Source organism: Pseudomonas putida (genome assembly GCF_001941965.1).
GTDB lineage: Bacteria > Pseudomonadota > Gammaproteobacteria > Pseudomonadales > Pseudomonadaceae > Aquipseudomonas > Aquipseudomonas putida_L.
The window spans coordinates 307,583-327,199 of record NZ_MKZO01000036.1; the positions used below are offsets into that span (position 1 = coordinate 307,583).

The 19,617-nt window shown below is 64.5% G+C and carries 21 protein-coding genes and 1 pseudogene; 12 read left to right on the forward strand and 10 right to left on the reverse strand.

What is annotated here, in order from left to right; all coding sequences use genetic code 11:
- Nucleotide 1 precedes the first annotated feature (1 nt).
- On the forward strand, nt 2-616 hold the full coding sequence (locus PSEMO_RS20900) for a TetR/AcrR family transcriptional regulator (protein ID WP_075804871.1): 615 nt from the start codon (nt 2-4) through the stop codon (nt 614-616).
- A gap of 159 nt (nt 617-775) precedes the next feature.
- Here the strand turns inward: PSEMO_RS20900 and PSEMO_RS20905 are convergent, their stop codons facing one another.
- The 3 genes from PSEMO_RS20905 to PSEMO_RS20915 all read right to left on the reverse strand — a co-directional run bounded on the left by PSEMO_RS20905 (nt 776) and on the right by PSEMO_RS20915 (nt 2,501).
- Complete coding sequence (locus PSEMO_RS20905; protein WP_075804872.1) at nt 776-1,591, reverse strand: phasin family protein; 816 nt, start codon at nt 1,589-1,591, stop codon at nt 776-778.
- 10 nt (nt 1,592-1,601) lie between these two features.
- Entirely contained in the window at nt 1,602-2,021 is a 420-nt protein-coding gene (locus PSEMO_RS20910) for a phasin family protein (protein ID WP_075804988.1), read from the reverse strand.
- Between the two features lie 204 nt (nt 2,022-2,225).
- Entirely contained in the window at nt 2,226-2,501 is a 276-nt protein-coding gene (locus tag PSEMO_RS20915) for a polyhydroxyalkanoic acid system family protein (protein ID WP_075804873.1), read from the reverse strand.
- A gap of 126 nt (nt 2,502-2,627) precedes the next feature.
- Here PSEMO_RS20915 and ubiE point away from each other — a divergent pair, with 126 nt between their 5' ends.
- The 11 genes and pseudogenes from ubiE to PSEMO_RS34340 all read left to right on the forward strand — a co-directional run bounded on the left by ubiE (nt 2,628) and on the right by PSEMO_RS34340 (nt 10,710).
- The gene (gene ubiE / locus PSEMO_RS20920; protein WP_075804874.1) at nt 2,628-3,398 is read left to right on the forward strand and encodes a bifunctional demethylmenaquinone methyltransferase/2-methoxy-6-polyprenyl-1,4-benzoquinol methylase UbiE; all 771 of its coding nucleotides are present in this window, start codon (nt 2,628-2,630) and stop codon (nt 3,396-3,398) included.
- Nucleotides 3,398-4,021, forward strand: coding sequence for a ubiquinone biosynthesis accessory factor UbiJ (locus PSEMO_RS20925; protein ID WP_075804875.1), 624 nt, complete (start codon nt 3,398-3,400; stop codon nt 4,019-4,021). The genes ubiE and PSEMO_RS20925 overlap by 1 nt, the downstream gene beginning before the upstream one ends.
- Nucleotides 4,018-5,622, forward strand: coding sequence for a ubiquinone biosynthesis regulatory protein kinase UbiB (gene ubiB / locus PSEMO_RS20930; RefSeq protein WP_075804876.1), 1,605 nt, complete (start codon nt 4,018-4,020; stop codon nt 5,620-5,622). Before PSEMO_RS20925 ends, ubiB begins: the two co-directional genes overlap by 4 nt.
- A gap of 73 nt (nt 5,623-5,695) precedes the next feature.
- Nucleotides 5,696-6,088, forward strand: coding sequence for a phosphoribosyl-AMP cyclohydrolase (hisI, locus tag PSEMO_RS20935; protein ID WP_009397765.1), 393 nt, complete (start codon nt 5,696-5,698; stop codon nt 6,086-6,088).
- Between the two features lie 2 nt (nt 6,089-6,090).
- Entirely contained in the window at nt 6,091-6,426 is a 336-nt protein-coding gene (locus tag PSEMO_RS20940) for a phosphoribosyl-ATP diphosphatase (protein ID WP_009397764.1), read from the forward strand.
- Between the two features lie 26 nt (nt 6,427-6,452).
- Nucleotides 6,453-6,725, forward strand: coding sequence for a twin-arginine translocase TatA/TatE family subunit (locus tag PSEMO_RS20945; protein ID WP_075804877.1), 273 nt, complete (start codon nt 6,453-6,455; stop codon nt 6,723-6,725).
- A gap of 4 nt (nt 6,726-6,729) precedes the next feature.
- Nucleotides 6,730-7,155, forward strand: a complete 426-nt coding sequence (gene tatB / locus PSEMO_RS20950) for a Sec-independent protein translocase protein TatB (protein ID WP_075804878.1) — start codon at nt 6,730-6,732, stop codon at nt 7,153-7,155.
- A complete protein-coding gene (gene tatC, locus PSEMO_RS20955) occupies nt 7,152-7,943 on the forward strand; it encodes a twin-arginine translocase subunit TatC (protein WP_075804879.1) in 792 nt (263 codons plus the stop codon). The genes tatB and tatC overlap by 4 nt, the downstream gene beginning before the upstream one ends.
- A complete protein-coding gene (locus tag PSEMO_RS20960) occupies nt 7,940-8,647 on the forward strand; it encodes a 16S rRNA (uracil(1498)-N(3))-methyltransferase (protein WP_075804880.1) in 708 nt (235 codons plus the stop codon). Before tatC ends, PSEMO_RS20960 begins: the two co-directional genes overlap by 4 nt.
- 158 nt (nt 8,648-8,805) lie before the next feature.
- A pseudogene (locus PSEMO_RS34335) lies at nt 8,806-9,855 on the forward strand (methyl-accepting chemotaxis protein); the annotation flags it as partial.
- A gap of 141 nt (nt 9,856-9,996) precedes the next feature.
- On the forward strand, nt 9,997-10,710 hold the full coding sequence (locus tag PSEMO_RS34340) for a methyl-accepting chemotaxis protein (protein WP_372239130.1): 714 nt from the start codon (nt 9,997-9,999) through the stop codon (nt 10,708-10,710).
- 118 nt (nt 10,711-10,828) lie between these two features.
- Here PSEMO_RS34340 and PSEMO_RS20970 read toward each other — a convergent pair whose 3' ends face one another.
- The 7 genes from PSEMO_RS20970 to pip form a co-directional block, all read right to left on the reverse strand.
- Nucleotides 10,829-11,563, reverse strand: coding sequence for an amino acid ABC transporter ATP-binding protein (locus PSEMO_RS20970; protein ID WP_009397751.1), 735 nt, complete (start codon nt 11,561-11,563; stop codon nt 10,829-10,831).
- Nucleotides 11,556-12,518, reverse strand: coding sequence for an amino acid ABC transporter permease (locus PSEMO_RS20975; RefSeq protein ID WP_075804882.1), 963 nt, complete (start codon nt 12,516-12,518; stop codon nt 11,556-11,558). The genes PSEMO_RS20970 and PSEMO_RS20975 overlap by 8 nt, the downstream gene beginning before the upstream one ends.
- A gap of 77 nt (nt 12,519-12,595) precedes the next feature.
- Nucleotides 12,596-13,396 (reverse strand): transporter substrate-binding domain-containing protein, encoded by an 801-nt coding sequence (locus PSEMO_RS20980; protein ID WP_075804883.1) that lies wholly within the window; start codon nt 13,394-13,396, stop codon nt 12,596-12,598.
- Nucleotides 13,397-13,583: 187 nt separating this feature from the next.
- Nucleotides 13,584-16,157: a glucans biosynthesis glucosyltransferase MdoH gene (gene mdoH, locus PSEMO_RS20985; protein WP_075804884.1), complete on the reverse strand. Its 2,574-nt coding sequence runs from the start codon at nt 16,155-16,157 to the stop codon at nt 13,584-13,586.
- On the reverse strand, nt 16,150-17,892 hold the full coding sequence (locus PSEMO_RS20990) for a glucan biosynthesis protein G (protein ID WP_081430305.1): 1,743 nt from the start codon (nt 17,890-17,892) through the stop codon (nt 16,150-16,152). The genes mdoH and PSEMO_RS20990 overlap by 8 nt, the downstream gene beginning before the upstream one ends.
- A gap of 264 nt (nt 17,893-18,156) precedes the next feature.
- Nucleotides 18,157-18,594, reverse strand: a complete 438-nt coding sequence (gene dtd / locus PSEMO_RS20995; protein ID WP_075804885.1) for a D-aminoacyl-tRNA deacylase — start codon at nt 18,592-18,594, stop codon at nt 18,157-18,159.
- Entirely contained in the window at nt 18,591-19,565 is a 975-nt protein-coding gene (pip, locus tag PSEMO_RS21000; protein WP_075804886.1) for a prolyl aminopeptidase, read from the reverse strand. Before pip ends, dtd begins: the two co-directional genes overlap by 4 nt.
- Nucleotides 19,566-19,617: the final 52 nt, after the last annotated feature.

A 19,617-nucleotide genomic window follows, 5' to 3' on the forward strand; every position in this document is an offset into this window, starting at 1 on the left:
GATGAAAACCCGCGACCGTATCCTCGAATGTGCCCTGCTGCTGTTCAACGCGCAGGGCGAGCCGAATGTCTCGACGCTGGAGATTGCCAACGAACTGGGGATCAGCCCGGGCAACCTGTACTACCACTTCCACGGCAAGGAGCCGCTGGTGCTGGGGTTGTTCGAGCGCTTCGAGGAAGAGCTGACGCCGCTGCTCGATCCGCCGCTGGAGGTCAGGCTGGATGCCGAGGATTACTGGCTGTTCCTGCACCTGATCGTCGAGCGCATGGCGCAGTACCGGTTTCTGTTTCAGGACCTGTCGAACCTGACCGGGCGTTTGCCGAAGCTGGCGCGGGGGATGAGGAACCTGCTGAATGCGCTGAAGCGCACCCTGGCGACCTTGCTGGCCAATCTCAAGGCGCAGGGGCAGGTGGTCAGTGATACCCGGGCGCTGGGGCAACTGGTGGAGCAGATTACCCTGACCTTGTTGTTCTCCCTGGATTACCAGCGGGTGCTGGCCAGGGAGGCCGAGGTGGGGGTAGTGGTGTACCAGATCATGATGCTGGTGGCGCCGCACCTGGAGCTGCCGTCGCGGCATGCGGCGGAGCAGTTGGCCTTGAGGTATCTGGAAGGCTGATGGCCTCATCGCTGGCAAGCCAGCTCCCACAGGGTCACCACTGCCCTTGAGAGCGGCACTGTACCTGTGGGAGCTGGCTTGCCAGCGATGAGGGCCTAAAGGACAAAACAAAACGCCCGGCACTGAGCCGGGCGTTTTGTTTGCAGCAGCCGCCTGTGATCAGGTCTGGCTGGTCGGCGTTGCCGGTGCCGATGGCGCCGGGGCGCTGCTGGCGGCCGGTGCAGCACTGGCCGCTGGCGCTGCGCTGACCGCCGGAGCGGCTGGCTTGGCAGCGGCAGGTTTCGGCGCTGCTGGCTTCTTCACTGCCGGCTTCTTCGCCGCAGCAGGCTTGGCTGCCGGCTTGGCGGCTGCAGGTTTCGCAGCTGGCTTGGCCGCCGGTTTGGCCGCAGCGGTTTTCGCCGCCGCAGGCTTGGCCGCTGGTTTGGCAGCAGCTGGTTTCGCCGCCGCAGTCTTGGCTGCCGGTTTCGCCGCTGCAGTTTTCGCCGCAGGCTTGGCCGCCGCCTTCGGTGCCGCCTTGGCCAGCGGCTTGGCAGCAGCCGGCTTGGCCGCAGCACGGGAAGAAACCGGGGTAACCGACTGCCCGGTGAGCTTCTCGATCTGCTTGGTCAGCTTGTCGACCTGGCTGTGCAATGCCTTGACCTCATTGCGGCTCGGTACACCGAGACGCGAGATGGCACTGTTCAGGCGCTTGTCGAACGCTTCCTCCAGCTCACTCCATTTGCCCAGCGCACGGTCCTTCACATCGCCGACGCGGGAGGTCGCCGACTTGGCGGTCTCCTTGGCAGTGTCGACGCTGCTCTTGGCCTGCTTCTCGGCTTTCTCGCCATCCTTGACCAGATCGTCGAAGAGCTTGGTGCCGTCCTTGTCGATCTTGGAGTAGATACCCAGGCCCGCCAGCCAGATCTTGCGGGAGTACTTCTCGATCCCGCCGACCCAGGAGCTGCCTTCTTTCTCAGTAGTCTTCTTGCCAGCCATCCCGCTCTCCTTATTGTTTGCCCGCGACACGTTCGAGCAATGCCGTCAGCTCATCGAGCTTGGCGGAAAGTGTCTCCACGTCATGTTTAGACGGAATGCCGATACGATTCAAGGCGCTGGCGACCCGCGCGTCGAAAGCCTTTTCGATTTTATCGAGCTGAACTTCGACCTTGCCCTTCACGCTGCGCAGTTCCTGCTTGGCGGAATCGAGCTCGCTGTTGGCCGCATCGAGCTCGCGATCGATGGTTTTCTTGCCGCGTTTTTCCACGGCTTCACCGGCCTTGATCAGGTCTTTCACATAGTCGGCGCTCTCCTGGCCGACACGGGCGTAGGCACCCAGGCCCGCCAGCCAGATCTTGCGCGCATAGCCGCGCACTTCGCCCAGGCTGCTCTGGACTTCGTCTTTTTTCTTCAGGATCACTTTGGCCATGTTCTGCACCTCGCACTCATTAAGGGAATGGAAGAACTACCCACGGATCGGGGATTGCAGGCCAAGTTACGGAGAAAAATTAGAATCGACACCCTAATGGAGCCACAAGCTTCAAGCTTTAAGCTGCAAGAGGACCGAGGTGATCACACGATCTGCGCAACACCACAGGTTACTTGCAGCTTGTGGCTTGAAGCTTGAAGCGGGTCAAGCCAGCGCCTTGTCCAGCGCCCGTTCGATCTCGGCCTTGATGGTGCCGCCCATCATCGACAGCATCATGCCCAGCTTCAGCTCGACGCGTATGGTGTCGTCGCCGATCTCGACGCTGCCATTGGCGCCGCTGCGCTTGACCTCGACCCGGTCGCCCTTCCATTCGGCCTTCAGGTCGTACTCGCGGGAGAGCTTGTCGACCAGGGCCTGGGCCTTCTGACGGGCGGCCTCGCGGCCGAGGCTGTGTTTACGTTCAACGCTGATCTGGGTCATTCATGAAGTCCTGGCTGCAAGGGCATACTCGCGCATTATGCCCCCGCCTCCAGCCGCGACAACCCCGCCAAGACAAATGCAGTCGCACGCCCTAGAATGGCGAGTAATTTTTCCCGGTGAAGCGATATGAACGAGCAGCGCAAAGGCGATAACGCCGAACCCACCACTCATTTCGGTTACCAGAGCGTTCCTGAAAGCCAGAAAGCCGACAAGGTCGCCGAGGTCTTTCATTCGGTAGCCGCCAAGTACGACCTGATGAACGACGTGCTGTCCGTGGGCATGCACCGCCTGTGGAAACGCTTCGCCATCGAGCTGTCCGGTGTGCGCAGCGGCAACCGGGTGCTGGACATTGCCGGCGGTACCGGCGACCTGACCCGCAAGTTCTCCCACCTGGTCGGCCCTACCGGCCAGGTCGTGCTGGCCGATATCAACGCCTCGATGCTCAAGGTCGGCCGTGACCGCCTGCTCGACCTGGGCGTGGCCGGCAACGTCGAGTTCGTCCAGGCCGACGCGGAAAAACTGCCGTTCCCGGACAACCATTTCGACTGCGTGACCATCGCCTTCGGCCTGCGCAACGTGACCCACAAGGACGAAGCCCTGCGCTCCATGCTGCGCGTGCTCAAGCCCGGTGGCCGCCTGCTGGTGCTGGAGTTCTCCAAACCCACCAGCACGCTGATGTCCAAGGTCTACGACGCCTACTCGTTCGCCTTCATGCCGCTGGCCGGCAAGCTGATCACCAACGACTCGGAAAGCTATCGCTACCTGGCCGAATCGATCCGCATGCACCCCGACCAGGAAACCCTCAAGGCCATGATGGTCGACGCCGGCTTCGACCGCGTCACCTACCACAACATGACCAACGGCATCGTTGCCCTGCACCGCGGTATCAAGCCCTGATGCTCATCGCCGGCCTTCTCGCCAGCGTCGAACACGGCCTCAACCGTGTCCTGCGCCTGGACAGCACCGCGCTGCCGCGCCTGGCCCCGCTCGATGGCAAGGTGATTGCCATCGACTGCCGCCAGCCGGCCCTGCAACTGTTCGTCCTGCCCAGCGACGAAGGCCTGCTCCTGGCCAGCCAGTGGGCCAGCCCCGCCGACTGTACCCTGCGTGCCCCGGCCAGCAGCCTGGTGCAACTGGCCCTGAGCCAGGACAAGACCGCCGTGCTGCACAGCCCGCAGGTCGAGCTGGACGGTGACAGCACCGTGCTGCTCGACCTGTTCGGCGTACTCCAGGACCTGGAGCTGGACTGGGAGTACGAAGTCTCCCGCTGGCTCGGCCCGGTGGCCACCCAACTGCTCGGCAGCCACCTGCGCAGCCGCGCCCGCTGGACCCGCGACAGCCTGTCCAGCCTGGGCCGTACCGCCTCCGAATACCTGGCCGAAGAGTCGCGCACCCTGGTGGGCCTGCGCGAAGCCGAAGCCCGCTTCGAAGAGCTCGACAGCCTCAAGCTCGACATTGAACGCCTCGAGGCGCGCCTCGAGCGCCTTGCCCGATCCCTTGAATCCAGCGATAACGCATGAAGCTGCTCGCCGTCCGCCGTCTGTTGCGCATCCAGCGCGTCGTAATCCGCTACCGTCTCGATGACCTGCTGTTCGACCTGCCCCTGCCCTGGTGGCTGGCCTCCCTGCGGCTGCTGATGCCGTGGCGCTGGCTGCCGCGCAAGAAGCTCGAACTGAGCCGTGGCGCGCGCCTGCGCCTGGCCCTGCAGGACCTCGGGCCGATCTTCATCAAGTTCGGCCAGTTGCTCTCCACCCGCCGCGACCTTTTGCCGGCGGATATCGCCGACGAGCTGATGCTGCTGCAGGACCGCGTCCCGCCCTTTGATCCGCAAAAGGCCGTGGCGCTGATCGAAGAGCAACTGGGCGCCAAGGTCGGCGAAGTGTTCGCACGCTTCGATGTCGAGCCATTGGCCTCGGCTTCCGTTGCCCAGGTCCACGCCGCCCGCCTGAAAAGCGGCGAGGAAGTGGTGGTCAAGGTGGTGCGTCCCGGCCTCAAGCCGGTGATCGCCCAGGACCTGGCCTGGCTGTTCCTGATTGCCCGCGGCGCCGAGCGGGTCTCCGCCGATGCCCGCCTGCTGCACCCGGTGGACGTGGTCAGCGACTACGAGAAGACCATCTACGACGAGCTCGACCTGCTTCGCGAGGCGGCCAACGCCAGCCAGTTGCGGCGCAACTTCGAAGGCTCGGACATGATGTACGTGCCCCAGGTCTACTGGGACTGGTGCCGCCCGAAAGTGCTGGTGATGGAGCGCATCTACGGCATCCAGGTCACCGACCTGGAGACCCTCGCCGACCAGCGCACCGACATGAAGATGCTCGCCGAGCGCGGCGTGGAGATCTTCTTCACCCAGGTGTTCCGCGACAGCTTCTTCCACGCCGACATGCACCCCGGCAACATCTTCGTCAGCACCGTGAAGCCCTGGAGCCCGCAGTACATTGCCATCGACTGCGGCATCGTCGGCAGCCTGACCCCGGAAGACCAGGACTACCTGGCGCGCAACCTGTTCGCCTTCTTCAAGCGCGACTACCGCCGCGTGGCGCAGTTGCACATCGATTCCGGCTGGGTCCCGGCGCAGACCAAGCTCAACGAGTTCGAGGCGGCGATCCGCACCGTGTGCGAGCCGATCTTCGAAAAACCGCTGAAGGACATCTCCTTCGGCCAGGTGCTGATGCGCCTGTTCCAGACTGCGCGGCGCTTCAACATGGAAGTGCAGCCGCAACTGGTGCTGCTGCAGAAGACCCTGCTGAACATCGAAGGCCTGGGCCGCCAGTTGTATCCGGACCTGGACCTGTGGAGCACCGCCCAGCCGTTCCTCGAACGCTGGATGCGCGACCGGGTCAGCCCGAAAACCCTGCTGCAGAACCTGCACAGCCAGGTCGAGCAGGTGCCGCACCTGGCCAACATGACCCGCGACCTGCTGGAACGCATGTCGCAGCCGCACCTCAACGACCCGCCGGCCCCGTGGAAGCAGCAGGACCACTGGGCCCTGCGCCTGCTCGGTGCTGCCCTGCTGGGCGGTGGCGCGGTGCTCGCCACCGGCGCGGAGAACTTCGTAGCCACCAGCGTCTGGCCGGCCTGGCTGATGCTGGCGGCGGGGCTCTACCTGGTGGTTCGCCGATAGCCACGACGGCCAGCGGCTGGCACACTAGCCGCCGGCATCGGCGCGGGGCCGTGGCCTGATTTGGGAGTCGAACATGAAAGACTGGCTGGACGAGATCAAGTGGGACAGCAACGGCCTGGTACCGGCCATCGCCCAGGACCACAAGACCGGGCGCGTATTGATGATGGCCTGGATGAACCGCGAATCCCTGGCCCTGACCGCCGCCGAGCAGCGCGCCATCTACTGGTCGCGCTCCCGTGGCAAACTGTGGCGCAAGGGCGAGGAGTCCGGCCATGTGCAGAAACTGCATGAGCTGCGCCTGGACTGCGACGCCGACGTGATCATCCTGATGGTCGAGCAACTGGGTCATATCGCCTGCCACACCGGCCGCGAAAGCTGCTTCTACCGCGTCTTCGAAGACGGCCAGTGGAAAATCGTCGACCCGGTCCTGAAGGACCCGGACGCCATCTACAACGCAGGACACTGAACATGAGCGACACCCTGAGCCGCCTGGCCGAAGTACTGGAAGCCCGCAAGGGCGCGGCCCCCGACAGTTCCTACGTCGCCAGCCTGTACCACAAGGGCCTGAACAAGATCCTTGAGAAGGTCGGCGAGGAATCGGTGGAAACCATCATCGCCGCCAAGGACGCCGCCGTCAGCGGCGACTGCAGCGATGTCATCTATGAAACCGCCGACCTGTGGTTCCATAGCCTGGTCATGCTCAGTGCATTGGGCCAACACCCGCAGGCCGTGCTGGCCGAGCTGGAACGCCGCTTCGGCCTGTCCGGCCATGACGAAAAAGCCGCTCGCCAGCCATCGGCCTGACTGACACTACATTCGAGGAAAGCACCATGGGTATTTTTGACTGGAAACACTGGATCGTCCTGCTGGTCGTGGTCGTGCTGGTCTTCGGCACCAAGAAGCTGAAGAACTTCGGCAGCGACCTGGGCGAGTCCATCAAGGGCTTCCGCAAGGCCATGAACGAAGAAGAGAAGCCGGCGGACCCGAACGTCCAGGCCGCGCAACCTTCCCAGCCGGTACCACCGCAGGGCGCCCCGCTGAACCAGCCGCAAACCTTCGACGGCCAGGCGCAGAAGGTCCAGGAACCTGCAAGGAAAGAGTGATCCCATGTTCGGCATCAGCTTCAGCGAGTTGCTGCTCGTCGGCCTGGTCGCCCTGGTGGTGCTCGGCCCCGAGCGCCTGCCCGGCGCGGCGCGCACCGCCGGCCTGTGGATCGGGCGGCTCAAGCGCAGCTTCAATTCCATCAAGCAGGAAGTGGAGCGCGAGATCGGCGCCGACGAGATCCGCCGGCAACTGCACAACGAGCACATCCTCTCGATGGAGCAGGAAGCCCGGCGCATCCTCAATCCACACAGCGTGACCCCGGACCCGGCCACCACGCCCGGTAGCGAGCCGGTGCCCCCGGTGGCAGCCGAGCCTGCCCCCGTGGCGCCTGTTGCGCCCGTACCGCCGGTAACCCCTGTCGTCACTCCTGAACCGGCCCCCGTCACCCCGCCGCCCACCGAACCGACCCAACCGCCGCGAGCCCCATGAGCGAGATCCCGGAACACGACCAGCCGATGCCGCTGGTGTCGCACCTCACCGAACTGCGGACCCGCCTGCTGCGCTGCGTGGCGGCGGTCTTCCTGATCTTCGCCGGGCTGTTCTCCTTCGCCCAGCAGATCTACACCCTGGTCTCGGCGCCGCTGCGCGCGCACCTGCCGGCCAACGCGACGATGATCGCCACCGACGTGGCCTCGCCGTTCCTCACGCCGTTCAAGCTGACCATGATCGTTTCGCTGTTCCTGGCGATCCCGTTCATCCTCTACCAGATCTGGGGCTTCATCGCGCCCGGCCTGTACCGCCATGAAAAGCGCGTGGCGATCCCGCTGCTGGTGTCCAGCATCCTGCTGTTCTACGCCGGCATGGCCTTCGCCTACTTCCTGGTCTTCCCGCTGATCTTCGGCTTCTTCGCCAGCGCCACGCCCGAAGGCGTGTCGATGATGACCGACATCGCCAGCTACCTCGATTTCGTCATGACCCTGTTCTTCGCCTTCGGGGTGGCCTTCGAGATCCCGGTGGCCGTGGTCCTGCTGGTGTGGATCGGTGTCGTGGACGTGCAGTACCTGCGCAAGATCCGCCCGTACGTGATCATCGGCTGCTTCGTGGTCGGCATGATCCTGACTCCGCCGGACATCTTCTCGCAGACCCTGCTGGCCGTGCCGATGTGGATGCTGTTCGAGATCGGCGTGCTGTTCGGCGGCCTGGTGCGCAAGCGCCGCCAGGAAGAACAAGCCAGCGACGACACCCCGGACGACCAGCCGCCAGCGACCCAGCCGTGAACCTGTTGCTGCTCGAGGAGGCCGATTTCATCTCGGCCGACCGTGCGGTCCTGAACGACCGCCGCTTCACCCATATGCAGGAGATCCATCGCGTGGCGGTGGGCGACAGCCTGCGGGTCGGGCGCATTGGCGGGCGGATGGGCCAAGCCCGGGTCGAGCGCCTGGAAGGCCATGAAGCCGAACTGTCCCTGAGCTTCGACCAGGCTCCGCCGGCCAAGCTGCCGCTGACCCTGGTGCTCGCCCTGCCGCGACCGAAAATGCTCCGCCGGGTGTTCCAGACCATCGCCACCATGGGCGTGGCCAAGCTGGTGCTGGTCAACAGCTACCGGGTGGAAAAGAGCTTCTGGCAGACGCCGTTCCTCGACCCGGAGAACATCCGCGAGAACCTGATCCTCGGCCTGGAACAGGCCCGCGACACGGTGCTGCCGGAAGTCATCATCGAGAAGCGCTTCAAGCCCTTCGTCGAGGACCGCCTGCCGGCCATCGCCGCCGGCACCCTCGGCCTGGTCGGCCATCCTGGCAACCACCCGCCCTGCCCGCGCGGCGTGGATGAGCCGGTGACCCTGGCCATCGGGCCGGAAGGCGGCTGGATTCCTTACGAGATCGACCTGCTGGGCAAGGCCGGGCTCGCCCCGGTGCAGCTCGGTGATCGCATCCTGCGCGTGGAAACAGCCGTCACCGCCCTGCTCGCTCGTCTTTTCTAAGCGCTTTCCCACACGGTCTATAGGACTATTGGCTACCTCTTTAGCCCCGGTTTAGACGCTTTTGCCATCTTCAGTTTTGTCACGGCGAGCCGATTCAGGAACACAGCCTAGAAATCTGCCTCGCCTGACAGAACCGGAGTGACCGTATGTACCGTTGGATGGCCCTGCACCTGGGCAATGTGAGCGTCAATCGCAAACTGGGGATCGGCTTCAGCATCGTGTTGCTGCTGACCCTCGCTATCACCTTCACCGGCTGGCAAGGCCTGAGCGGCGTGATCGGCCGGGGTGACAAGCTCGGCGAGATCTCAGAGGTGTACCAGGGTACCCAGGTCCTGCGTATCGCCCGGCAGAGCTACGAGCACAACCGTGACGCCGCCTCCACCGCCCAGGTGGAACAGGCCCTGGCGTCGCTGGCCACGACCCTGCAACGGGTCAGCAAGGGCGTCAAGGAGCCTCAGGACAGCAAGCGTCTCGCTGACCAGGAGCAGACGGTCCGCGCCTATGAAAGCGCCTTCGCCGACCTCAAGCGCGCTGCAGACGCCCGCGAGGCCGCCCGTGCCATTCTCGGCAGCAGCGCCGACCAGGCTGCCGCGCTGCTCGACCAGGTCCAGCAAGCCCTGCTGCAGGACGGTGACATCGTGGTGTTCAACAACGCGGTCGAGACGGCAAAGCTGCTGCAACAGGCGCGTTTCCAGGTACGCGGCTACACCTACAGCGGCAAGGATGAGTTCCAGGCCACCGCACTGACCGCCATCGACGAGGCGCTGGCGCTGATCAAGTCGCTGCCGGGCAAGGTGCCGGCGCAACATCAGGCCAGCCTGGTCGCGACTGCCGAGGCCCTGAATGCCTACCGCGGCGCGGTGGTCCAGGTAGGCGCCGCCCAGTCAGCCGGCGAGAAGGCCTTGGCCGAGATGGGCAAGCTGGGCACCCGCCTGCTCGACCTGAGCAGCGAGCTGACCCAGTCCCAGACCAAGATTCGCGACACCGAAACCGAGCATGCCAAGTCCATGCTTGGCCTCGCCACCCTGCTCGCCCTGGCCTTCGGCATCCTGGCCGCCTGGGCGATCACCCGGCAGATCGTCATCCCGCTGCGCCAGACCCTGACCGCCGTGGACCGCATCGCCAGCGGCGACCTCAGCCACGACCTCCACGAGCAGCGGCGTGACGAACTGGGCCAGTTGCAGCGCAGCATGCAGCGCATGACCCTGAGCCTGCGCGAGCTGATCGGCGGGATTGGCGATGGCGTCACCCAGATCGCCAGTGCTGCCGAGGAACTGTCCGCAGTGACCGAGCAGACCAGCGCCGGGGTCAACAACCAGAAGGTGGAAACTGACCAGGTCGCCACCGCCATGAACGAAATGGCCGCCACCGTGCATGAAGTGGCCCGCAATGCCGAAGAGGCTTCCGAAGCCGCGAAGATGGCCGACAACCAGGCCCGCGAAGGTGATCGCGTGGTGGCCCAGGCCATTGCCCAGATCGAGCGCCTGGCCAAGGAAGTCGGTAACTCCAGCACTGCAATGAACGACCTCAAGGCCGAGAGCGCGAAGATCGGCAGCGTACTGGACGTGATCAAGTCGGTGGCCGAGCAGACCAACCTGCTGGCGCTCAACGCGGCCATCGAAGCGGCCCGGGCCGGTGAAGCGGGTCGCGGGTTTGCCGTGGTCGCGGATGAGGTGCGCAGCCTGGCGCAGCGCACCCAGCAGTCCACCGAGGAGATCGAGCAATTGATCGCCGGGTTGCAGAACGGCACCCAGCAGGTGGCGGCGGTGATGGACAACAGCCGGAACCTGACCGACAGCAGCGTGCAGTTGACCCGCAGTGCCGGGGTTTCGCTGGAGACCATTACCAGGACCGTGTCGTCGATCCAGGCGATGAACCAGCAGATCGCGGCGGCGGCGGAACAGCAGAGCGCGGTGGCGGAAGAGATCAACCGCAGCGTGATGAATGTGCGGGATGTGTCGGATCAGACGGCGTCGGCGAGTGAGGAGACGGCGGCGTCCAGCGTGGAACTGGCGCGCTTGGGGACGCATTTGCAGTCGCTGGTATCGCGGTTCCGCCTGTAATCCATTTGTGTGGCTGATGGCCCTATCGCTGGCAAGCCAGCTCCCACAAGTATCGCGTGCACCGCTGAACCTGTGGGAGCTGGCTTGCCAGCGATAGGGCCCGGAAGAGCGACAGAGCTTAGAGAACCTGGCGGAGGAAGGCCTGGGCCCGCAGGTCTTTAGGTGCAGTAAAGAACTGCTCCGGCGGCGAATCCTCCAGCAGCTTCCCGTGATCGAAGAACAGCACCCGATCCGCCACTTCCCGCGCAAAGCCCATTTCATGAGTCACGCAGACCATGGTCATGCCTTCCTGGGCCAGGGTCTTCATCACATCCAGCACTTCGCCGACCATTTCCGGGTCGAGCGCCGACGTCGGCTCGTCGAACAGCATCACCTTCGGGTCCATCGCCAGCGCCCGGGCAATCGCCACGCGCTGCTGCTGGCCACCGGAGAGCCGCGACGGGTATTCGTTGGCCTTCTGCCCGATGCCCACCTTCTCCAGCAAGGCTTTCGCCTTGGCCTCGCGCTCGGCCTTGCCGCGCTTGCGCACGACCTTCTGCGCCAGGCACAGGTTCTCCAGCACGGTCATGTGCGGGAACAGGTTGAAGTGCTGGAACACCATGCCGACTTCACGGCGATAGGCGTTGATATCGGTCTTCGGGTCAGCCAGTTGCAGACCATCGATGGCCACGCTGCCAGAGTCGAAGGATTCCAGGCCGTTGAGGCAGCGCAGGAAGGTCGACTTGCCCGAACCCGACGGGCCCAGCACCACCAGCACTTCGCCACGGGCGACCTGGGTGGTGACGTTATCCACAGCCCGCACGACCATGCCGCGGGTGTCGAAGACTTTGGTCAGATCACGGACTTCAATCACTTTGCGCAAGCCTCCGCTCGAGCCGGCTGGCGAAGTGCGACAGCGGCAGGTTGATCAGCAGGTACAGCCCGGCGACACAGAACCAGATCTCGAAGGTGGAGAACGAGGTGGTGATCGCCTCGCGGCCGCTCTTGGTCAGTTCGGTGATGGCGATCACCGAGACCAGCGAGGTGTCCTTGACCAGGCTGATGAACTGCCCGGCCAACGGCGGCAGCACGCGCTTGAACGCCTGCGGCAGAACCACGTGGCGCATCGATTGCGAGGCATTCAGGCCCAGCGAGCGCGCCGCTTCACTCTGGCCCTTGGCGATCGACTGCACGCCGGCGCGGACGATCTCGGCCACGTAGGCACCGGTGAACAGCGCCAGCGCCGCGACCCCGGCGAACTCCCGGGACAGGTTGAGCACCGTGCCGATGAAGAAGTAGAAGATGAAGATCTGCACCAGCAGCGGCGTACCGCGCACCAGTTCGACGTAGACCGTGGACAGGTCGCGCAGGGTCGGGTTGCTCGACAGGCGGCACAGCCCGGCGAACAGGCCGATCACCAGGCCGGCGATGCCCGACGCCACGGAGATCCAGATGGTGGTCCACAGACCCCAGGCCAGCGGGCCGGCGGCCCAGTGGTGGGTCAGGCCGATCACGTCGCCTTCGGCTACATCGTCGCCCTGGGACAGCTGCACGCTGGCCTGGTCGACTTCCAGCACCTGGTCGTTGCCGTCTTCATCACGCAGGGTCACCACGGCAGTGCCGCCCTTGCGCTCGATCTCCTGCACCGTGCCGTAGCCGGCAGCGCGATGGGCTTCTTCGGCCTGGTAGGCGAAGTATTGCGGCACACGGTTCCAGCGCCACTCGTAGGAAATCATCGAGGTGGCGAAATACAGACTCACCGCCAGTCCGACCAGGACCAGCGCGGTCAGCCCGTGCCAGGGCCACTGGGCTTTCTTGTGTTTGATCACGTTGAGGGTTCCGTAAATGCGAACGCGCAGGACAAGCCTGCGCGTCGGGTTTCAAGCCTGGGCGTGGAGCCTGGGCCTTATTCCATGTCCTTCAGCCACTCGGTCTTCTTGAACCACTTGTCGTGGATTCGATCGTAGGTGCCGTCGTGCTTGATCTGGTGCAGGAAGTTGTTGATGAAGTTGATGCTGTCGTAGTCGCCTTTCTTCAGGCCGAAGGCCAGCGGCTCGTAGGTGAACGGCTCGTCCAGGTAGACCAGCTTGCCGTTGCCGACCTTGGTCAGGGCAACGACGTTGTACGGGGCGTCGTAGACGAAGGCGTCAGCCTTGCCGTTGACCACGTCCAGCACGCCCTCCTGCTCGTTGTCGTAGCCGTGGTACTGGGCCTTGCTGATCATTTTCTTGGCCATCATCTCGCCGGTGGTGCCCAGCTTGGAGGTCAGGCGGTACTCAGCGCTGTTCAGGTCCTTGTACGACTTGACCTTGCCTTCCAGTTCCTTGCGGATCAGCAGGGTCTGGCCGACGACGATGAAGGGCTCGCTGAAGTTCAGCTTCAGGTTGCGCTCCTGGGTCAGGGTCATGCCGCTGCCGATCATGTCGAACTTGTTGGTCATCAGGGCCGGGATGATGCCGTCGTAGCCAGTGGAAACCAGTTCCAGCTTGACGCCCATGGACTTGGCCATGGCCTTGAGGATGTCCACTTCGAAGCCGATGATCTCACCGCGCTTGTTGGTCATCTCGAAGGGCATGTAGGTCGGGTCCATGCCGACGCGCAGGGTGCCGCGCTTGGTCGCGTCATCGATCACGCCAGCCTGGGCGGAGCACACCGCCACGGTGGCCGCGACGCCGGCCAGCAGCATCGACAGATACTTTTTGAACATCACCACTTCCCCCAAACAGAAAACCGCTCGAATTTTATTGTGTGCGCGAAAAGTCCTACAGACGACGCGCCATAGTCGGGGTGGGATGCTAACGCATGAGCGGCACGGGACCTAGCGTCCGTGAAGACTTTGTTACTTATTGATACCAGAAAATGCAACGGGGCGACGAATGTCGCCCCGTTGCGGGTCAGGCGTTGGCCAGGGCCGGCTGCGGCGCCGGCTCGGGGTGCAACGGCAGCAGCGGCGAGTGCGGATCGCTGGCGATGGACTTGCGCCACACGTCCAGCCAGGCCGGGGTCTGCTCGGCCCAGATCTGCTCGTGCAGGCGGGCCAGGGCCACCGGGTCGCTGAGCAGGGCCAGGCGGGTGTTGCCGTCCAGACCGGACGGGCCGACCTGCAGGGCCTTGGCGATACGCTCGGCGCGCAGCGCCTCGATCGGCGCTGCTTCGCGGTGACGGGCAGTGGCCAGGGCACAGGCCAGGGCGTTCTGCTTCGGATCGACCACGGCGCGGACGAAACCGTCCTTGAGCGCGTGCCAGCGGTTCTCGTGGGTGTACTGGTCGGTCGCCAGCAGTTCCTGGGGCGTCGAGTACTCCTCGGGAATCAGGAACAGCTTCTCGTCCTTGGCGCGCAGGCCCAGGTTGACCCGGCTGGAGATCACCGAGACCGGGATCGACAGGGTCAGCGAACCGACGATAGGCACCAGCCACCACAGGAAGCTCGGGTTCAGCCAGGCCACCAGCAGCGCCCAGGCCACGCCCAGCAGGGTCTGCGGGCCATGGCGGCGTACCGCTTCGCTCCACGGCGTGGAGTCGTCGTCACGCTGCGGCGAGTTCCAGGTCGCGGCCCAGCCGAGGAACGCGGCGAGGACGAAACGGGTGTGGAAGATCATCCGCACCGGCGCCAGCAGCATGGAGAACAGCATCTCCAGGAGCATCGACAGGGTCACCTTGATGCGCCCGCCAAACTCCTTCGCGCCCTTGGCCCAGATCAGGATGACGCTGAGCAGCTTGGGCAGGAACAACAGCACGATGGTGGTGGAGAACAGCGCGATGGCCTTCTCCGGGTGCCACTGCGGCCACAGCGGGTACAGCTGCCGTGGTTCGAGGAAGTACTGCGGCTCCATCAGGGTGTTGGTCGCCAGCAAGGCCGTCGACAGCACCAGGAAGAAGAACCACAGCGGCGCCGACAGGTAGGACATCACCCCGGTGAGGAACACCGCGCGGTGCACCGGGTGCATGCCCTTGACCAGGAACAGGCGGAAGTTCATCAGGTTGCCGTGGCACCAGCGACGGTCACGCTTGAGCTCGTCGAGCAGGTTCGGCGGCAGTTCTTCGTAGCTGCCCGGCAGGTCGTAGGCGATCCACACGCCCCAACCGGCACGGCGCATCAGCGCGGCTTCGACGAAGTCGTGGGAAAGAATCGCACCGGCAAAGGCGCCCTTGCCCGGCAACGGCGCCAGGGCGCAGTGCTCGATGAAGGGCTTCATGCGGATGATCGCGTTGTGGCCCCAGTAGTGCGACTCGCCCAGCTGCCAGAAGTGCAGGCCGGCTGTGAACAGCGGGCCGTACACGCGGGTGGCGAACTGCTGCATGCGCGCATACAGGGTGTCCATGCCCGAAGCCTTCGGCGCGGTCTGGATGATCCCGGCGTCCGGGTTGGCTTCCATCAGGCGCACCAGGCTGGTGAGGCATTCGCCGCTCATCACGCTGTCGGCGTCGAGCACCACCATGTAGCGGTAGTCGCTGCCCCAGCGACGGCAGAAGTCGTCGAGGTTGCCGCTCTTGCGCTTCACCCGGCGACGCCGGCGACGGTAGAAGATCCGCCCGAAACCGTTGGTTTCGCGGCAGACGTCCAGCCACGCCTGTTGCTCGGCAACGGCGATGTCGGTGTCGTTGGTGTCGCTGAGGACGAAGAAGTCGAAGCGGTCCAGGTCACCGGTGGCGGCAACGGACTCGAAGGTGGCGCGCAGGCCGGCGAACACCCGTGGCACGTCTTCGTTGCAGATCGGCATGACCAGTGCAGTACGGGCGCCCTTCTCGATCGGCTCGTTGCCGGCGCTGCTTCCGGAAATACGGTACTTGTCGCGCCCGGTGAGCAGTTCGAGGAAGCCCATCAGCGCGGTCCAGAAACCGGCCGAGACCCAGCAGAAGAGGATGCCGAAGAGGATCAGGATGCTGGTCTGCAAGGCATACGGCCAGACCTGCGCCGCGGTCTGCAGCAGCGGCTGGTGCATCACCTCGTCGAGGTCGACGAAGGACCAGCCTTGATAAGGCAGGATGCCCTTCATGTACCAGCCAGCGACCAGGGTCTGGCCGATCATCAGGGCCAGCAGGATATAGCGGCGCATGGAGCCAACCCAGCGCCAGCGCGCGGCCGGCAGCTCGCGTTTTTCCGGGGCCGGGGCATTGGTGCGCCCGGTCAGCCGGCGCCAGCCGCGGATCAGGATGTTGGTCCGCCATGGCTCGGGCACGACCCGGGTGCGGCGGATCGGCGGGGTCGCCTTGAGGCAGACCCGGCCGTTGGCGTCGAGGCCGAGCATCTCGACCTCTTCCATATCGGTTGCGGTCAGCAGGTTCAGCCGGCTGCCGACCGAGCCCTGGGGGGACTCGGCATCGGCAGGCGCCGGATGCACCGACAGGCGCTGGTGCAACTCGCTGAACGAGTTGCAGCGGGCGAGTTCCGCCCGTTGCTCATCGCTCAATGGTAGGTGGGCCAGATACTCGACGAGCGGTTCCGGCCGTGCTGAAGAGTTACTCATCGGCAGGCAACTGATAGCTCCAGGTCTCGGTCAGCACCTGTTCGGTGGTGGCCGGGGCCTCGGTGGTGGGCGCCGCGTCGGCGGCAGGCTGCTCGGCAGGTTGCTCGGCCTTCGCGGTTTTCGCCGCGGCCTTGTCATGCTTCGCAGGTTTTTCCTGTTTCTTCGGCTCTTCCTGCTTTTCAGGCTTGGCCGGCTCGACCGGCACATCGCGAACCAGGGCGGCGCGCATTTCCACGGCCTTGCCCGGATCCTTGACCTTCATCCGCAGGGTCAGGCGCCAGCCCTTGATTTCAGGGTTGTAGCGCAGGTTGTTTTCCACCAGCTCCGCGTTGTCGTCCAGGCTGACCTGGGTACGCACCGCGGTATCTGGCGCCAGCTTGGCCAGGGCCGGACCTTCGAAGTCGACCAGGAAGGCCACGCTGCCGTCCGGCTGGCGAATCAGGTTGGATTGCTTGACGTCGCCGGTGGAACGCATGGTCTGCTTGACCCAGCCTAGCTCAGGCGAGTGGAACTCGGACTCGTCCATGGTCCAGTGCAGGCGATATTCGTATTCGATCGGGGTCCCTGGCTCCGGCAGTTTCTCCGGGCTCCAGAAGGCCACGATGTTGTCGTTGGTCTCGTCGGCGGTCGGGATCTCGACCAGGTCGACGGTGCCCTTGCCCCAGTCGCCCTTCGGCTCGATCCAGGTGCTCGGACGTTTCTGGTAGTTGTCATCCAGGTCTTCGAAGAAGCCGAAGTCGCGGTTGCGCTGCAGCAGACCGAAGCCGCGCGGGTTCTCGACGCTGAAGTTGCTGACGGCCAGGTGTTTCGGGTTGTTCAGCGGACGCCACAGCCATTCGCCGTTGCCGGCATGGATCGACAGGCCTTCGGAGTCGTGCAGCGAAGGACGGTAGTTCGGCACGCGGGACGGCTGGTTGCTGCCGAACAGGTACATGCTGGTCAGCGGGGCGATGCCCAGGCGGCTGACGTGGTCACGCAGGAAGACTTTCGACTGCACATCGACGATGGTGTCGGAACCCGGACGCAGGATCAGCTTGTAGGCGCCGGTGGAGCGCGGCGAATCCAGCAGGGCGTAGATCACCAGGTGCTTGTCGTTGGCGCTCGGGCGCTCGACCCAGAACTCGGTGAAGCGCGGGAATTCTTCGCCGGACGGCAGCGCGGTGTCGATCGCCAGGCCGCGGGCCGACAGGCCGTACACCTGGCCCTTGCCGACCACGCGGAAGTAGCTGGCGCCGAGCAGGGTCATGATTTCGTCCTGCTTGTCCGCCTTGTTGATCGGATAGAGAACGCGGAAACCGGCGTAGCCGAGCTTCTCGGTGGCCTTGGCATCGAACTGCAGGTCGCCGAAGTCGAAGCGGCTCGGGTCGTACTTGATTTCTTCGACGGTGGTGGCGGTGACTTCATTGATTTTCACCGGCGTATCGAAGTGCATGCCCTGGTGATAGAAGGACAGCTCGAACGGGGTCTTCTCCCCGGCCCACTCGGCTTTCTCGGTGCGGAAATGAATCTTCTGGTAGTCAGCGAACTTCATGTCGCGGAACACGGCCGGCAGATTGCTTTTCGGGGCTTCGTACTTCTGTCCGGCCAGGTCCTTCGCCTTGGCCGCCACGTCGTCAAGGTTGAACGCCCAGAGCTGGCCGGAGCCGAGCAGGCACATCAGTGCCGAACCCGCGATCAGGGCCTTGCGCAGCCGGCTGGCAGGCATTCTTGGAGCATCAAAGGGACTTACAATCACGAGCAACCCTCGCCGAATACTGATCTAAAGAACCAACGGCCAGCGACACATGCCGGGTTGGCGAGCACTGTTCGGACTCCGAAAGGGCTCAATGATTCCCCAAACGGTTCCGGACAGTTCTCGAGTCAAGGTAAACAGGCCGTCGAACGCCGGCCCTGTGTAGCGCGCGATTATCTAGCAGGCTGCGTTACAACGCATCAGGGCCAGCCAACTATTTTTGCTGCTAAACCCCTTGTTTTCCTGCAAACAAGGGGATTTTTGTCTTCATATTTGTAACATAAATGTTACGGGGCCATCATTGACCAGGTGAACCTGCATGTCGGCCCCGAAGCGACCGCTGCCGACAGTGCCGTGCTTGAGCCTCGCCTGGGCCAGCAGGTAGTCGAACAGTTCGGCGCCGAGGGCCGGCGGCGCGGCGGTGGAAAAGCTCGGGCGCAGGCCGCTGCGGGTGTCCGCGGCCAGGGTGAACTGGGACACCAGCAGCAGGCCGCCGTCGATGTCCTTGAGGGAGAGGTTCATCTTGCCCTGCGGGTCGCTGAAGACCCGGTAGTTGAGGAGCTTGTGCAGCAGCTTGTCGGCGTGTTCCGGGGTGTCGCCGGGTTCCACGGCGACCAGCACCATCAGGCCCTGATCGATGGAACCGACGATCTCCCCTTCCACTTCCACCCGGGCGCCACGCACCCGTTGCAGCAGGCCCTTCACGCTTCTTCCAAAGGCAGGTCGAGCAGGCGCCGGGCCATCTGCTCGGCGGCGCGCACCAGGGCGTCGGTGATGCCCGGCTCGGAGGCGGCGTGGCCGGCGTCGCGGATCACCTTCAATTCACTGTTCGGCCAGGCCTGGTGCAGTTCCCAGGCGTTGTCCAGCGGGCAGATCACGTCATAGCGGCCATGCACGATCACCGCCGGCAGGTGGGCGATCTTCGGCATGTCGCGGATCAGCTGGTTTTCGTCGAGGAAGGCGTTGTTGACGAAGTAGTGGCATTCGATGCGGGCGATCGACAGGGCGCGCTGCGGCTCGGAGAAGCGATCGACCACCAGCGGGTTCGGGCGCAGGGTCGCGGTGCGGCCTTCCCAGGTGGACCAGGCCTTGGCCGCGTGCATCTGGGCGATCTGGTCGTTGCCGGTAAGGCGCTTGTGGAAGGCCTGGACCAGGTTGTCGCGTTCGTCCACCGGGATCGGCGCGATGTAGTCCTGCCAGTAGTCCGGGAACAGGCGGCTGGCGCCACCGGTCTGGTAGAACCAGTCGATCTCCTGCGGACGGCAGAGGAAGATGCCGCGCAGGATCAGGCCATGGACGCGCTCGGGATGGGTCTGGGCGTAGGCCAGGGCCAGGGTCGAGCCCCAGGAGCCGCCGAACAGGACCCATTTCTCGATGCCGAGGTGCTTGCGGATGCGCTCGAGGTCTTCGACCAGATGCCAGGTGGTGTTGTTTTCCAGGCTGGCGTGGGGCGTGGAGCGGCCACAGCCGCGCTGGTCGAAGGTGATGATGCGGTAGACGGTGGGGTCGAAGTAGCAGCGGCTCTGGGCATCGCAGCCGGCGCCGGGGCCACCGTGAATGAACACCACCGGCAGACCTTCCGGTGAACCACTTTCATCGACGTACAGCACATGCGGTGCTTCGACTGCCAGATCGTGCCGGGCGTAGGGTTTGATCTGTGGGTACAAGGTCTGCATTACGCACTCCGTGTGGGAATTATTCTGCCGTTGGGCATCATAAACCCGAAAT

Excerpts from the sequence above, each read along its gene's own strand:
- PSEMO_RS20940 (WP_009397764.1), top strand. The coding sequence starts at position 6,091 with ATGAGCGACACCCTGAGCCGCCTGGCCGAAGTACTGGAAGCCCGCAAG.
- pip (WP_075804886.1), bottom strand. The coding sequence starts at position 19,565 with ATGCAGACCTTGTACCCACAGATCAAACCCTACGCCCGGCACGATCTG.
- PSEMO_RS34340 (WP_372239130.1), top strand. The coding sequence starts at position 9,997 with ATGAACGAAATGGCCGCCACCGTGCATGAAGTGGCCCGCAATGCCGAA.
- mdoH (WP_075804884.1), bottom strand. The coding sequence starts at position 16,157 with ATGAGTAACTCTTCAGCACGGCCGGAACCGCTCGTCGAGTATCTGGCC.
- PSEMO_RS20915 (WP_075804873.1), bottom strand. The coding sequence starts at position 2,501 with ATGACCCAGATCAGCGTTGAACGTAAACACAGCCTCGGCCGCGAGGCC.
- ubiB (WP_075804876.1), top strand. The coding sequence starts at position 4,018 with ATGAAGCTGCTCGCCGTCCGCCGTCTGTTGCGCATCCAGCGCGTCGTA.
- PSEMO_RS20905 (WP_075804872.1), bottom strand. The coding sequence starts at position 1,591 with ATGGCTGGCAAGAAGACTACTGAGAAAGAAGGCAGCTCCTGGGTCGGC.
- tatC (WP_075804879.1), top strand. The coding sequence starts at position 7,152 with ATGAGCGAGATCCCGGAACACGACCAGCCGATGCCGCTGGTGTCGCAC.
- PSEMO_RS20945 (WP_075804877.1), top strand. The coding sequence starts at position 6,453 with ATGGGTATTTTTGACTGGAAACACTGGATCGTCCTGCTGGTCGTGGTC.
- PSEMO_RS20900 (WP_075804871.1), top strand. The coding sequence starts at position 2 with ATGAAAACCCGCGACCGTATCCTCGAATGTGCCCTGCTGCTGTTCAAC.
- PSEMO_RS20980 (WP_075804883.1), bottom strand. The coding sequence starts at position 13,396 with ATGTTCAAAAAGTATCTGTCGATGCTGCTGGCCGGCGTCGCGGCCACC.
- ubiE (WP_075804874.1), top strand. The coding sequence starts at position 2,628 with ATGAACGAGCAGCGCAAAGGCGATAACGCCGAACCCACCACTCATTTC.
- hisI (WP_009397765.1), top strand. The coding sequence starts at position 5,696 with ATGAAAGACTGGCTGGACGAGATCAAGTGGGACAGCAACGGCCTGGTA.
- PSEMO_RS20910 (WP_075804988.1), bottom strand. The coding sequence starts at position 2,021 with ATGGCCAAAGTGATCCTGAAGAAAAAAGACGAAGTCCAGAGCAGCCTG.
- PSEMO_RS20925 (WP_075804875.1), top strand. The coding sequence starts at position 3,398 with ATGCTCATCGCCGGCCTTCTCGCCAGCGTCGAACACGGCCTCAACCGT.
- tatB (WP_075804878.1), top strand. The coding sequence starts at position 6,730 with ATGTTCGGCATCAGCTTCAGCGAGTTGCTGCTCGTCGGCCTGGTCGCC.